This is a genomic window from Nocardia sp. NPDC004722, assembly GCF_053601505.1.
This window is the reverse complement of sequence record NZ_JBSGBY010000176.1, coordinates 1-13657: the sequence shown is the minus strand read 5'-3', so window position 1 is coordinate 13657 and position 13657 is coordinate 1. Positions and strand designations below refer to the sequence as shown.

The 13657-nt window shown below is 65.4% G+C and carries 16 protein-coding genes; 5 read left to right on the top strand and 11 right to left on the bottom strand.

The genetic code is table 11. The annotated features are described in order from the left end of the window. On the bottom strand, positions 1-468 hold a 468-nt coding region (locus tag ACWELQ_RS18980; RefSeq protein WP_452398357.1), incomplete at its 3' end, for a hypothetical protein. Here ACWELQ_RS18980 and ACWELQ_RS18975 point away from each other — a divergent pair. Continuing rightward, on the top strand, positions 458-862 hold the full coding sequence (locus tag ACWELQ_RS18975; protein ID WP_452398356.1) for a response regulator transcription factor: 405 nt from the start codon (positions 458-460) through the stop codon (positions 860-862). The genes ACWELQ_RS18980 and ACWELQ_RS18975 overlap by 11 nt on opposite strands. 30 nt (positions 863-892) lie before the next feature. Here the strand turns inward: ACWELQ_RS18975 and ACWELQ_RS18970 are convergent, their stop codons facing one another. The 3 genes from ACWELQ_RS18970 to ACWELQ_RS18960 all read right to left on the bottom strand — a co-directional run bounded on the left by ACWELQ_RS18970 (position 893) and on the right by ACWELQ_RS18960 (position 3252). Continuing rightward, positions 893-1630, bottom strand: coding sequence for a serine hydrolase (locus tag ACWELQ_RS18970; RefSeq protein ID WP_452398355.1), 738 nt, complete (start codon positions 1628-1630; stop codon positions 893-895). Beyond that, positions 1594-2067, bottom strand: a complete 474-nt coding sequence (locus tag ACWELQ_RS18965; RefSeq protein ID WP_452398354.1) for a serine hydrolase domain-containing protein — start codon at positions 2065-2067, stop codon at positions 1594-1596. Before ACWELQ_RS18965 ends, ACWELQ_RS18970 begins: the two co-directional genes overlap by 37 nt. A 678-nt stretch (positions 2068-2745) precedes the next feature. Then, a complete protein-coding gene (locus ACWELQ_RS18960) occupies positions 2746-3252 on the bottom strand; it encodes a hypothetical protein (protein ID WP_452398353.1) in 507 nt (168 codons plus the stop codon). Between the two features lie 460 nt (positions 3253-3712). On the opposite strand from ACWELQ_RS18960, the gene ACWELQ_RS18955 reads away from it, so the two are divergent. The 3 genes from ACWELQ_RS18955 (at position 3713) to ACWELQ_RS18945 (ending at position 5930) form a co-directional block, all read left to right on the top strand. Beyond that, positions 3713-4249, top strand: a complete 537-nt coding sequence (locus tag ACWELQ_RS18955) for a DUF6879 family protein (protein ID WP_452398352.1) — start codon at positions 3713-3715, stop codon at positions 4247-4249. Further along, positions 4249-5079 carry a helix-turn-helix domain-containing protein gene (locus tag ACWELQ_RS18950; protein WP_452398351.1) on the top strand — a complete coding sequence of 277 codons (831 nt, stop codon included), beginning with the start codon at positions 4249-4251 and terminating at the stop codon, positions 5077-5079. Before ACWELQ_RS18955 ends, ACWELQ_RS18950 begins: the two co-directional genes overlap by 1 nt. Positions 5080-5225: 146 nt before the next feature. Then, positions 5226-5930 (top strand): hypothetical protein, encoded by a 705-nt coding sequence (locus tag ACWELQ_RS18945; RefSeq protein ID WP_452398350.1) that lies wholly within the window; start codon positions 5226-5228, stop codon positions 5928-5930. A gap of 100 nt (positions 5931-6030) precedes the next feature. On the opposite strand, the gene ACWELQ_RS18940 is transcribed toward ACWELQ_RS18945, so the two are convergent. After that, entirely contained in the window at positions 6031-6309 is a 279-nt protein-coding gene (locus tag ACWELQ_RS18940) for a hypothetical protein (RefSeq protein ID WP_452398349.1), read from the bottom strand. A 303-nt stretch (positions 6310-6612) separates the two neighbouring features. Here ACWELQ_RS18940 and ACWELQ_RS18935 point away from each other — a divergent pair, with 303 nt between their 5' ends. Next, positions 6613-7332, top strand: coding sequence for a hypothetical protein (locus ACWELQ_RS18935; RefSeq protein WP_452398348.1), 720 nt, complete (start codon positions 6613-6615; stop codon positions 7330-7332). Between the two features lie 58 nt (positions 7333-7390). On the opposite strand, the gene ACWELQ_RS18930 is transcribed toward ACWELQ_RS18935, so the two are convergent. The 6 genes from ACWELQ_RS18930 to ACWELQ_RS18905 all read right to left on the bottom strand — a co-directional run bounded on the left by ACWELQ_RS18930 (position 7391) and on the right by ACWELQ_RS18905 (position 13569). After that, positions 7391-8212 (bottom strand): YceI family protein, encoded by an 822-nt coding sequence (locus ACWELQ_RS18930; RefSeq protein WP_452398347.1) that lies wholly within the window; start codon positions 8210-8212, stop codon positions 7391-7393. Then, on the bottom strand, positions 8209-10794 hold the full coding sequence (locus ACWELQ_RS18925; protein WP_452398346.1) for an MFS transporter: 2586 nt from the start codon (positions 10792-10794) through the stop codon (positions 8209-8211). Before ACWELQ_RS18925 ends, ACWELQ_RS18930 begins: the two co-directional genes overlap by 4 nt. Positions 10795-10805: 11 nt before the next feature. Beyond that, positions 10806-11297 carry a MarR family winged helix-turn-helix transcriptional regulator gene (locus ACWELQ_RS18920; RefSeq protein ID WP_452398345.1) on the bottom strand — a complete coding sequence of 164 codons (492 nt, stop codon included), beginning with the start codon at positions 11295-11297 and terminating at the stop codon, positions 10806-10808. A gap of 95 nt (positions 11298-11392) precedes the next feature. Next, positions 11393-11938: a cytochrome b/b6 domain-containing protein gene (locus tag ACWELQ_RS18915; protein WP_452398344.1), complete on the bottom strand. Its 546-nt coding sequence runs from the start codon at positions 11936-11938 to the stop codon at positions 11393-11395. Further along, positions 11925-12614, bottom strand: coding sequence for a molybdopterin-dependent oxidoreductase (locus tag ACWELQ_RS18910; RefSeq protein ID WP_452398343.1), 690 nt, complete (start codon positions 12612-12614; stop codon positions 11925-11927). The genes ACWELQ_RS18915 and ACWELQ_RS18910 overlap by 14 nt, the downstream gene beginning before the upstream one ends. Positions 12615-12684: 70 nt before the next feature. Continuing rightward, positions 12685-13569, bottom strand: coding sequence for a tannase/feruloyl esterase family alpha/beta hydrolase (locus tag ACWELQ_RS18905; RefSeq protein ID WP_452398342.1), 885 nt, complete (start codon positions 13567-13569; stop codon positions 12685-12687). Between the last annotated feature and the right edge of the window lie 88 nt (positions 13570-13657).

The following is a 13657-nucleotide window of genomic DNA, read 5'->3' as shown; positions in this document are numbered from 1 at the left end:
CTGCAGGTCAGCTACTGGGTGGTCGGCGTTCCAGCAGGGCAGAACGCCCAATACTTCCAGCAGATCCGCAACGCATGGACCGCTCGTGGGTGGACTCTTCAGAAGGACGCTGACGACCACTGGGCGCCGATGCACACCCCCGACGGCTACGTACTCGTCCTCCAGTACGCACCATCGCAAGACCAATCCCTGAGCGTCACCGCTGGCTCTCCATGCTTTCCCAAGGCATCCGGAGGTACGACTGCTCCTCAACCGACCGAGATCAAACGCCCATAAGGAGCCGGCAATCCCCACATGCAGGGTGCCTGAATAACTTTCCGGACAGGAGCTTTCACCGCGGCGATCCAGCAGCGGCTGTCCGGACGCGGTCAGCACCTTGCCATCGAGATCAACGAGCGCCGGCATCGAAACCACCAGGGCCATACTGCGTGCCATCGCGCGTCCGCCGAAAATTTTGGTGATCACCACCTACGAGAACGACGACTACGTCTACTCCGCTCTCCGTGCCGGCGCCGACGGATTCCTCCTCAAACGGGCGCGCCCCGCCGAAATCGCCAACGCGGTGAGAACCGTGGCCGTCGGCGAGTCGCTGTTGTATCCGGCAGCGGTCAGGGCGCTCGCGACCGGCCGTGGAAACCCGCACGCCCGTGAACAACTCACCCGTGCCGCGCTCACCGAGCGCGAGGAGACGGTGCTCTTGCTCATCGCCAGGGGATTGTCCAACAACGAAATAGCCGACCACCTGCACCTGGGCTCCGAAACCGTCAAGACCCACGTGAGCGCCATTCTGGCCAAACTGGGAGCCCGGGACCGCACCCAAGCGGTAATCCTCGCCTACGAATCCGGCTTCATCGACCGCTGAGCGGACCTTACGCAATCGGTGGGAGATGCCTTACCCGAGCGCCTCCCGCAATGCCGAAGACCAAGGCAGCCACCGCGGATCGGGACCACCGGTATCGTCGCCGATCATATTGGTGCACGTATAACCAACGGCGACACCGGATTCGAGATGCGCGCAGCCGATTCTGCCTCCGCTGCCGACCTGTCCGAAGGCGCCCTCGCCGAGCAACTGGGCGGGACGGGTGAGCTCGTAGCCGTGGCCGAAGTAGTTGCCTCGCGGCATCACGTTCAGGGGCGCCGGGTGGGTGAGTCCCTCGGTTTGCGGTTGCCGCGCCCGCTGGACCGCCCCCGCGCTGAGCAGTCGGATGCCGTCGATCTCACCGATGGTCGCCGCGAACATTCGCGCCACCGAGCGCGCGTTCCCGATCCCGTTGCCGGACGGCACTTCTGCCGCGTGCCCCGCCCGGGTATTGAGCAGCGCCAGGCCCTCGTCCCTGGTCGCGACCGTCGCGAGCGTCGCACGGACAAGCCGCGCACCGACATCGACGCCCATCCCGCTCAGCATCGCTTCCACGTCGGCGGGGCCGGGCATGTGTCGACGGGTGAACTGGGGGACGACCCGGTATTCCTGGCTTTCCGGCAGACCGATCCACAGGCTCAATCCGAGCGGTTCGGCGACTTCCAGGGCGAAGAACTCGCCGACACTCTTGCCGGAGACCCGGCGGATCAACTCACCGGCCAGATAGCCCCAGGTCAGGAGTGGTAGTAGAAGGCAGTGCCCGGCTGCCACAGGGGTGCCATCGATTCGAGGGCAGAAACGCAGGCGGACCAGTCCGTCAATTGTTGGGCGCCGATCCCGGAGTCGGCATCGAAGCTGGACAGACCACCTCGATGTGACAGCAGGTCAGCGACCGTGATTTTAGTCTTGCCCGCTGCCGCGAACTCCGGCCAATAAACCCGAACCGGCGCATCGAGATCGAGCAGCCCCCGATCGACGAGGATATGCACGCAGGTCGCGGTCATCCCCTTCGACACCGACATCAGAACCGTCAACGACTCCGCATCCCAAGCCTTCCCGGATTCCGGATCTTGACCTGTCCACAGATCCACGACAACGCGGCCCTGACGATAAACACACAGCTGCGCGGCACCCTCATCACCGTCGTGCGCCCGCGCGAAACCATCCCGCACCGCCTCGAACCCACCCTCGACAAACCCGTCAACCATCGCCCTGAGCCTCCTCTAGGAGCTACAGCGGGTACACCTAGAGGCGAAACCCCTTCGCGCAGAGAACGATATTCCATCGCACACGGGTCTACACGAGGCGGTGACGCTACGCAGCTTGCCGGAGCCGCGGCAAGCCGATTGCAGGGGATAATTGCGCCGTAATCTGTTCTACCGCAGTACTGTTGACCAAGCGAGTTCCGCTCCGGGTCGGAGATTTCTCGTGGCGCGGTGTTATTCCGGGGCCATGTAGACGGCGCTGGCGCTGCGGCGTACGTCGAGGGAGGGACGGTCGCGCAGGGTTGTCAGGAGGTTGGGCCAGGGGCGGGCCAGCCGAGTGTGGAACCGCATCGCGTCGTGAGTGATACAGCCGTCAGGGCGCTGGACGCGGCCAGGGCGGTGGCGATCGGGCCGGCAGATCGGCCGGGCCGCCACCGAGGTTGTGGGGGAGTTGGGCGGTGAGCTGCTCGGCGGGGAGGGCGCCGGATGCCATGGGGGACAGGCTTTCACCGTGGCGATCCTCCCCTGCATCCTGGACAGCGTCACCTACGACGGCGAGATCCCCTCTCGATCATCGACTTCCCGAACTCCTGAGCCCAGCGGTTACTCCTCGATGTTTGGCTGATGAGTTGGCTGCAACGCCCACAACTTCCCTTTGCACACCGTAAATTTCGCCAATCGTCAGCGATTGTGTGTGTTAGAGCCAGTCGCGCCCCAGCCGTCCCCGGTCACCGTGGTCTGCCGTGAGTAGGTCGACTCGGGGTGCATAGTCACCACGTCCAGGCGGCGTACCAGTGTGGCGGGTGGTTCGCCGGTCTCGAAATGCTCGAGGGACGGCGTGAACACCGCTTCCGCGACGAGGCGGGTGGCTTGCGCTTTCAGCCGCGCTAGGGGTGGTCGGCCGCCGGTAGGATCGTAGACCACGATCTCGGCCAGGTCGTAGCCGTATTGTGCTGCGAGCCTGCGGATCTCGCTCTCGTCCCACTGCTGGCTGACGCCTGAGACGTCGGTGCGCAGGTATCCGAGTGCGGTGGGTGTGTAGCGCATGACCGCCCTTCGATCGTCGATGGCCGTGAGGTCGTGGAGTTGGAGATAGAAGCCGCCGTAGTCCTCGGCGGGGTCCTGGCTGCCGCACTGGAGTCCCAGTACGCCGCCGGGGAACTGGAACAGCCGCGTACGTCCTGCCATGAACCGACGCTACGAATCCGTTCGGGTCGGCGTCTACGAACTTGCGAATACTTGCGTACATAGCCTTATCTGCTGGTGAGATTGGCAGAGGCAGCGGACTATAGAGGTTTCTAGTTCAAATAAGCGCAAGTAGCAGCCGGAGGCTGGGATCATGCAACTGAACTTTCTCGGTAAGTGCGGCTCCGACAAGAAGAACTGTCCCACTCTGTATGCCACTGATCGGCGGAGTTTCGTTGTTCAGGGCTGGCGGACGGAGTGCCGCGACACCGTCGAAATTCCGCATGCGCTGCTCGGATTCGCCGGGGAGGAAGGCTTTCTCGCGTCGGCGATGACCGACACCGGGCGAGGTCGTTCATCCTGTCGGGGCGGCCGATCACCGATAGCGGGACGCTGGAACAGCTGACCATGGAAGACTTCGAGACGGCGATCGAGGTTCCGCGAGCTGAGAGGATCTACTTCGGTGGAATATCGCGGCGTTGACGATTGGGACTACCTGTTCGACGAGAGCCGGGAGTCGGCCTACCACATGGAGGTTCGCGATACCTACGCGGTCGCGAGCGAATCCGAGCCGCTTCGGCGGTTCCTCAACGGCGAACCGCCGCCGGATTACGACAAGTCCGAGTGGACCGACCTTATTCGAGAGATGACGGGCCGTGGCGTTGTCGTCAGCCGTGTTCGGGTTGTCACGGTGCCGCACAGCGACTATCAGCGGTGGCTGCTGTCGGTCACGGATGCGAATGTCGAGGCGGGTGAGGATATCCGTTATCTGCCAAGGCATCTCGCCGATTCCGTCGATATCCCCGGCGATGACTGGTGGCTGTTCGACGGCAGTCGCGTCGCTTTCAACCTGGTGGACCAGGAGGGGCGGCCAGCCGGTGTTGCGGTGACGACCGATCCGGAGATCGCGGCGTATTGCCGTGAAGTGAAGGATCGATTGCTGGCTCTTGCCACGCCATATCGGAAGTACATCAACGAATCTCCGGTGAACGACCGGTAGTGGCTGATTCGGTACAGGAGGCGCAGGAGGCTCTAGGCAAGCGGCTCCGGGAAATCCGTCGGGACGCCGGAGTCACCGGCCGAGAGCTTGCTGCCCACGCGGGATGGCACGAGTCGAAGGTCTCGCGCATCGAGCACGGCAAGGCCAAGCCCTCGGCGGCGGACCTGCGCGCCTACTGCGCTCACTGTGATGCGCACGCGCAATTGCCCGACCTGCTGGCCAGTCTCCACAACATCGATTCGGCGTGGCTCGAGTGGCGGCGACTACTCGGTACAGGGGTCGAACGCGGTCAACAGTTGGCTTTGAAGCTCGAAGCCGAGACGAGTCTCCTCCGGAATTACGAGCCGCAGATCATCCCCGGACTGTTGCAGACCGCGGAGTACGCCGAGGCCAAACTGAAGCGGGTCATCGAGTTCTACCGCTTGCCCGATGATTTGGACGCCGGGGTGTCCAAACGTATGGAGCGGCAACAGATCCTGTACCGGCGAGGTCATGGGTTCCATTTCCTTATCGGAGAGGCGGCTCTGTACACGACGGTCGGTGGCAACGAGGTGATGCGAGGTCAGCTCGACAGGTTGCAGACGATCATCGGAATGCCCCGTGTCACGGTGGGCATTGTTCCGCTCGCTTCCGAGGCGCTCGTAGTGGTCGAAGGGTTCATGATGTTCGACAACCGCATGGTGAAGGTCGAGGCACACACCGCCGAGCTGACCGTGACGCAACCGCGAGAGATCGCGCTCTATGGGCGCGCATTCGATACCTTGGCAAGCCAGTCGGTTACCGGCAAGGCGGCCCGGGAATTGATCTATGAAGCCTTGGCTCGGCGGTAGAGGTCTTCTTCGCGGACCTGAGTCCATCATATGAGTCGCGATGCTATCTTTCCCGTGGACGCATTGTGTGAACTCTTATTCGGTTACTTGAGCATACTTAATACCAAATAGTTTGATCTTCCTGCTTGTTGACAAGGGGAAAAAGGGTGGGCTCGACAGATCCGGCGGCGGAATCGCTTGGACTGATAATCAATATCATCATATGGGTCGGATTCGGTCTCCTGGTCTTCAAGATGGTTCGTGCGGTGCTCCCGCTCCGGATCAACTCGCAGGCGACCGGGTTCGAAGGTCTGCGGGGGAGGCAGAACTGGGAGGTGACCAGGGTTACGGGTCGCGTCTTGGGGGCGAATGCCACGGCGGAGATGTGGTCCGCCGCGGGTTATCAATCGGATGGCACGCCCTTCGCTCGGACCGGGACCAACGTTCGTGAGACCTTCCGCCTCCAGTTGTTGGATGGTCGCCAGAATGATTTGCAGGCGATCAACTTTCATGTCAATCCTCGACAAGACGATGTCATCACGCTCTGCTACGCCCAGCGTGGAAGCACATGGAATGTGATCGCGGTACTGAACCATACGACCAATCAACAGTTCACCAACGAGGCCAGTCTGTTCAAACTCCTGGAGCCACACGCGGCAACCTACGCAATACTGGGCAGCCTCCTCATAGCGGGCATCAGCGTGTTCAGCGCATGCATTCTCCTGATCCCCGGATTCGGACTCATGTTCCTGTACTACAAGAGGAAGGGAGCCGTCGTACGCAACTTCGGCCGCCCCGGCCCGAACTCCGGCCTCGTCGCACTCTGGGTTCAGAGCGCGCCCGAAGCCGCGGCCCTCACGGGCTATCGCTAGCGGGTTACGCGCGGTCGGTGCGGCATTCGGGCTGGGAATCGTCCCGATGATGGCCCAAACCTCTGGCGGGCCAGGCGGTTACAGGGGACGCAGCCTGCTCTCACCAGCTGATGGAGCGGGCGTAGCCGATTCGGGACATGGTGTCGGCGAAGGTTGCGCGGCCGTTGGAGGGGATGGGGACTTGGTGGTGGCGGCCTGCGTTGGTGACGCTGACCTCGACGTAGCCGGTGATGGTGGTTTCGGTGGCCATCAGGAAGAAGAGGCTGAGGCCGCAGGTGAACGGCAGCAGGAGGATCGCTGCCACGATTGCCCAGCCGGGCATGCGTTTCTGTTCGTGGGAGTTGTCGACCGCGGTCCATATCGCGCCCTGCAGCGGCATCTGCCCGGAGGGGGGTGACGATCACACCGGGGAACACGGTGATGTCACCGAGGGTGAGCAGCACCTGCGCTGGCGTGATCGGGGGCTGCACCGGTGGCATGGGCGGCATCGGTACGGGCAGCCACTGATTGGGGTCGGTCATCGGCTCTCGAATTCGTCACGACAGGGTTCGGGTGATCTTGGACTTGTGGTGGACGATCCACTGTCGCGAATGCCGATGCGATGGCTTTTCATGCTGATGGCACGCGATGTCAGGTGTCTCGGCACAGGTCAGGGACAATCTGTGGAGTGTGGCCTGCGACGTTGAATGTGCTGTTGGCGAGGCTGGATGATGCCTTCGCCCAAGTGCCGCGCCCCCGGGCCATCGACGGGTGCTCGTGTTGCGTCGACGAGAAGGAGATCGAGGTGCTGCTGCGCACGCCGCGTGAGCAGCTCGAGGCCGGACAGCTCTGTAGCTACGCCCACAGCGTCACGCTGACTTGTGGGTCTGAGCACGACTTTCGCTATTTCCTGCCCCGCATACTGCGGCTGTCGCTGGCCGACGAGCATCCGATGCCGTGCGTCGAGATCACGTTCAGTCACATCGGGAACCTTCCGTGGCGGAACTGGCCGGAGGCCGATGCGTTGCAGGCGTTCTTCGACGCACTCTGGAACGACATGCTCATGAACCATCCGCCGATGCTCGACACCGATGACCTGCTCTGTTCGCTCGCCCTTGCCGAAGGTGCTGTGGCGCAGCGACTTTCCTCGTGGGAGCGGCTCGATACGCCCGCCGCGATCCGAAACCTGGGCGACTTCGTCGATGCCGACAACACGGGCACCGGCGGCGGCGTCAGGTTGAAGGACGGTCGGCTTGTTCCAAGTAATGCCTTCTGGGACAAGGATTCCGAGGCTCGGGCCGAGCTGATCAGCTGGCTCAATGACGGCCCGGCTGCCGAGGCGGTGGGGCTGGCGTTCGCTCGTGCGGACGACCCCGAACTGCTCGAGCTTCTCGCGGCTATCGACGCCCGACTGCGGGGCTGAGCGGCTTCGCTCAGGCGGATGTGGGTCCGGGTGGGCTGGGGTTCAGCCCACCCGGGCGTTACATGGTGGGTAGTTGGTTGCCCTGGACGAGTTCGATGTCGAGTTCGATTTTCACCGTGGTGCCGACGGCGGCGATTCCGGCTCGGACCATCGCGTTGTAGTCGATGGCGAAATCTTCGCGGTGGAGGAGGGTTTCGGCGTGGAAGGCGGCTCGGGTGCCGCCCCAGGGGTCGGGGCCGTAGCCGCCGTAGGTGACGGTGAGGTCTACGGGGCGGGTGCGGCCGTGGAGGGTGAGTTCGCCTGGCATGAGCCAGGTGTCGGGGGTGGTGCGGCGGAAGCCGGTGCCGGTGAAGGTGATCAGGGGGTGGTGGTCGACGTCGAGGAAGTCGGCGGAGCGTAGGTGGTCGTCGCGCATGCCGATGCCGGTGTCGACGGTGGCCGCCTTGATTTCGGCGAATCCTGTTGACTGTTCGAAGATCTCGGCGATGTCGAGGCGGCCGCCCAACTCGGCGAAGCGGGCCTTGATGCTGGCGATGCCCAAGTGGCGGGCGGTGGCCTGGACGGTGGAGTGCATCGGGTCGATGGTCCACGGGCCGGGCGGTGGGGTCGACACCGCGTCCGCCTCGCGGTCGAGGCGGACGGTGCCGAGTGTGTTCGCGCCCGCGGCGGCGATGCGGACCACGCGGGCCACCGGCTGGTGGCCGGGTGCGGTCACCACGGCGGTGTGCATGCCCGCGGGCAGCGGCTCGGTGGCCGCCGTCCCGGCCTCGCCCGCGGTGGCGCGGGCGAGTTGGTGACCCTGCAGATCCGTGACCGTCAGGACGGCTCCCGGAATCGGCCAGCCTTCGGCACTGCGAATTTCCGCGGTGAGGCCGCTCATGGCAGGTCCGTAGCTTGCTGGACACCGACCCCTTCGAGGTCGTACCCGAGTTCGACGCTGTGGTCGACCCTTCCGCCGTTTACGGTGACCGTGCTGGCCACCGGCGGATAGCCGCGGGCCACCACCGTGTACCCGCCCTCGACGAGGTCGGTCAGCTCGTAGCGGCCGTGCTCGTCGGTGCGGGTGGTGCCGATCGGGATCCCGGCCGCGTCGAGCACGGTGACCAGTGCGTTCGGCACGGCCTGCCCGTCGGCGACGACGGTGCCGGTGAGCACGGCCGTCGCGGTGAGCTCGAGGTCGTAGCGCAGCGACCCGGTGTCCGGCACCACCAGGGTGGTGGCGAGGGGCCGCAGCCGCTCGGCCGCGGCGACGAGGGTGTAGGTGCCCGCCCCGACGCCGTGGCAGACGTAGCCGCCGTCGGTGCCGGTGACGGCCGCGCCCACCACCTCGCCGCGCTGATCGGTCAGCGTGATGGTGACCCCCGCGAGGGGTTCGCCGCGACCGGAAGCGCGCACGGTGCCGGATAATTCGCCCGAGCCTTCGAGGGTGAGGTCGACCTGCTGCGCGTGCCCGTCGATCGTCACGTTCACCGCCGCGGGCATGTGTCCGCTCGCCGAGGCGATCAGCACGTACTTCCCGGCCGCGGGCAGGTCGACGCGGTAGTCACCGCCGTCGTCGCCCAGCGCTCGCGAAACCTGATGCCCGCGTTGATCGATGAGCGTCAGCGCCGCACCGGGTACCGGTTGCCCGTCCTCGCGCAGGATCCGCCCGCCGATCGAGAGCCCGCCCGCCGAGGCCGCGGTCATCGTCGCTCCCGAGCTGGAAGCCGGTTGTACAGCAAGCACATTGGCTACTCCGTTCCGTTCGACGTGGCCGTTGGCCTGCGCCGCGACGGCCCCGGCCAGGACGGGCACGGGCTGCGAGATCGCCTCGGCCGCACCCTCCCACACCTGTTCCTCGCCCCAGGCGGCGTCGTCGGCTGGGACGGGGGCAGGCTCGGGCGCGGCCTGCGGGGCCGCGATGTCCTGCAGCGGAATCTCCTTCATGAACAGCAGCACCACGAACGCCAGCAGCGCCACGCCCCCCGCCACCCAGAACACGGCCTGCATGGAGTTGGTGAACCCGATCAGGATGGGGTCGCGGACCTCCGCCGGAAGCGCCGCGATCCCCGCGGTATTGGATTGCAGGGTGTCGAGTTTGCCGGTGCTGAAGCCGGGCGGCAGATGCCCGCCGAAAGCGTCGGTGATCTTGTGCGGCAACAGGTTGAACAGGATGGTCAGGAAGACCGCGACACCCAGGGTGCCGCCGACCTGCCGGAAGAAGGTCGCGGCCGCGGTCGAGACGCCCATATCCGAACGGGGACCGGCATTCTGGACGGCGATGATCAGCGTCTGCATGCACCCGCCCAGCCCGAGCCCGATGATGCCCGCGTAGACCAGCGGCTGCCACAGCGCGGTGTCGTAGTGCACGGTCGCGTACAAGAATGCGCCGCAGGCGATGATGAAGGTGCCGAGCACCGGCAGGATCTTGTAGCGCCCGGTCCGCTTGGTCACTTGGCCCGAGATCAGCGATCCGGTCATGATGCCCGCGACCAGCGGCAGCATGAGCAGGCCCGCCTTGGTGGGCGAGAATCCGCGCACCACCTGCATGTACAGCGGAACCATCGAGATGGCCCCGAACATGGCGATGCCGACGATGAACCCGCCCACGATGCACACCGTGAACGTGGAATTCTTGAACAGCCGCAACGGAATCAGCGCGGCGTCCTTCATCAGGTATTCGATCCCGATGAACAGCGCCAGCCCGACCAGGCCGATGGCGTAGCAGAGGATCGCCCGCCCCGAGCCCCAGCCCCAGCCGCGCCCCTGTTCGGCGACGATGAGCAGCGGCACGACGCAAATGGCCAGTGCGACAGCGCCGCCCCAGTCGACGCGGACCTGCTGGCGCTGATGCGGCAGATTGAGCACGCGGGCCACGACCGCCAGCGCGACGATGCCGATGGGCACGTTCACCAGGAACACCCAGCGCCAGCCCTCGATGCCGCCGAGGTGATCGAAGCCCGAAAGCCAGCCGCCCAGTACGGGTCCCAGCACGGTGGCGATGCCGAAGACCATCATGAAATAGCCCTGGTATCGCGATCGCTCCCGGGGCGGCACGATATCGCCGATGATGGTCATGGCCAGCGACATCAGACCGCCCGCGCCCAGACCCTGGAAGGCACGGAATCCGGCCAGCTCGTACATCGAGGTGGCGAACGTGCACGCCGCCGAGCCGATGACGAACAGCGCGATCGCGGTGAGGTAGAAGTACTTCCGCCCGTAGATGTCGGCCAGCTTGCCGTAGAGCGGCGTGCTGATGGTGGCGGTGATCAGGTAGGCGGTGGTGGCCCACGCCTGCTGATCGAAGCCGTGCAGGCTGTTGGCGATGCGCACGATCGCGACGCTGACGATGTTCTGGTCGAGCGCGGCGAGGAACATGCCGAGCAGCAGGCCGGACAGGATGGTGAGGATCTGTCGATGGGACAGCCTCGGTGGTGCCTCGCCTGTCGAGCCCGGCGGCGCTTCGATGGTCGCGGAAGTCATGTCTGGGAGCCTTATTTCGTCTCGGTTGCTGCGGTTGATTTCTCGATGCCGTCGGCCAGCCGTCCCAGCAACCGGGTCAGCGTCTCCCGATCGGCCGGTGACCACTCGTCGAGCAGCTGTGCCAGCCACAGATTGCGTAGCCTGCGGTTCTCGGTGAAGATCCGCTCACCCTCCGGTGTCGCGCGCAGCACGCACGCGCGGCCGTCGATGGGATCGGCCCCACGCTCAACGAGACCGTGCCCCACCAGATTGCGAGTCTGTCGACTGATGGTCGAAATCTCGGCGTGCAGTGTTTCCGCGAGTTTCCCGGTGCGCTGTGGGCCGTCGTGCACGAGGCAGAACAGCATCGCGTACGCCAACTGCTCCAGACCTTCCGGTCCGTGCTTGATGACGCGATGCTTGGCCCGCCCGACCGCCCGGAGCAGTCGGACCAACTGGGTGCCGACCAGATCGGCATCCTCGAGTTCGGTTGTGGCACTGAGATCACGGGCTGCGGCCGCCATGATCGATTCCTTTACGAACTGTTTAATTAGCACATACAACTACTTGCTGGTGCCAACTATACATACGCGTAGGGAGGGTTGCCACAGCCCCTGTTTCAACGTTCGCCGAGCCACCGGGGATGGTGCCGGTGCGCCCAGGATCGATCGACGTATCCGGTTCGCATGCCGCGGCGAGCTTCGGGATCCTGGAACGCTTTTCGGATGTGGCCGATCAGGACCGTTGCGATGGCCCAGGCGAGGACGTCGTGGACGAAGATCGCGCTCGTTCGGGAGATGGCGGGGAGTAGGTGGAGAAACCACATCAGCAGGCCGGTGCCCAGCATGACCAGGACGGTTCCGGCGATCCAGCCCGCGTAGAGCTGTTGTCCGGCATTGAATTTGCCGGTCGAGCGGTTCAGGCTGCGGAGGTCGGCGCGAAAGGCGGGGGAGAACAGGCCCAGCAGGACCGGGATCGGCAGGAGGATGCCGGAGAACTCGTGGACGGTTGCCACGATGTCTCGGCGGCCGACGAGTTGGGCCAGCGGCCCGATATAGAGGAAGGCCGCGGTGGTCACGCACAGCAGCATCAGTATTGCGGTGCCGCGGTGGACCATTCGCTCGGCTCTCGTGAACCGTCGTACGCGCCGTTCAGTGCTGGTCATCGAGCCAGCCGTCCACGTCGTATCCGCGCTCCTCCCAGTAGCCGGGGACGACCCGGTTGGTGACCGAAATGCCCGAGAGCCACTTGGCGGATTTGTAGAAGTACATCGGCGCGACATAGAGCCGGACCGGGCCGCCGTGCTCGTGCGTGATCGGTGCGTCCTGCATGCGCAGGGCCACCAGCACGTCGGCGCGGCGCGCCTGTTCGAGGGTGAGGCTCTCGGTGTACGCGCCGTCGAAACAGCTGAAGCTCAAGGCTTCTCCGCCGGTGCCGACCCCGGCGTCGTCCAGCAGGTCGGACAGCTTCACACCTTCGAACGGCACCTTCTCGACGCGCCAGCCGTCGGTGCACCGCACATCGTGGACGACGCGGGTCTGCGGCAACGCGCGCAGGTCTGCGAGCGTGTAGGTCCGCGGACGATTCACGAGGCCGTCGATTGTCAGCTCGTAGTCGGTCTCGCCCTTGCGCGGCACCGAGCGGACCACGCTGTAGTAGCGGAACCCGCCGGGATTCGGAAGCAGGCCGGTGAGACCGGTCGGGTCGCTCTGGGATGCCTTGGCCAGCAATCCTTCCCAGCCGGACTGCACGTACGGCGCCGTGACCAGCCCTGCCGCGCCGACGCCGAGCATGCCCAGCAGCGTGCGCCGAGCGAGGGGTCGGTTGTCGGGTTCCGGCATTGTTTTGCTCCTTTCGTCATCCGGGATATGGGTTCGGGCCCGCCCTCGGTGCGAGGGCGGGCCCGGTCGATCAGGGTGCGACGCAGCGGAAACTGGCCGGGGAGGCCGGATCGCCGTCGCCGTTGTAGCGGGAGACGAACGGCAGTCGGCAGATGTCGCGGGAGACCGTCTGCCCGGTGGCCGTGGTCAGGTCGGCGCGCAGCACATCCGGCGCCTGGCCGTGCTCGACCCACGCGGTCAGGGCGGTCAGATCGTTGCTGCCGGTGAGGGCGCAGTGCGCGACGCCTGGCGCCAGGAAGACGCGGTAGAAGTCGTCCACCTTGGCGGTGCCGCCCAGTTGCGCGTTCACGCGGTCGCGGTAGTCGACGGTGCCCGCGGTGGGGATGAGCTGGTCGGCGTCGCCCTGCCAGGTGATGAGCTTGCCGCCCGCGTCGCGGAACGCCGACAGGTTCGGGTCGGCGGTGCCGATGCTCGAGTCGAACTCGGAGCGGGCCTGCCGGAAGATCTGATCGAACTGCGCGTAGGTGATGTTCGCGGTGTCGAAGCCGGGCTGCTTCTCTACGAAGTTGGCGACCCACTGCGCGGGAACGGGGAACGGTGAGCCCACGGTGACGCCGTCGGGTCCGGTGGTGCTGGCCGTCAGGTTGCTGAAGTCGGCGCCGATCGGCAGGCCGTACCAGAGCCGCTGACCGTTGCCGTCGCGCGGGCCGTCCCAGATCTTGCGCACCACTTCGGCATCGGCCTCGCTGATCGTGTATTCCTTGCCCTCGCAGGCGACCTTGGTGCCGATCAGGCTGCGCGGGTCGAAGTCGCAGCGGCTCGGGTCGCTGATCAGACCGTCGGCGACGCCGTCCTTCGGATCGCACGCCTTGACCGCGGCCTGATTGAACGCGGTGAACTCGCACGCGGTCGGGAAGGTGTGCGCCTCCTTCATCACCACCTGCGGCCACAGCACGAGTACCTCGAGTCGCGCTCGCTGGCGGCTTGAAAGTTCGACCCCCACAACTGAATACACAACTGAATAGGGAGGCCGCGATGGCGGA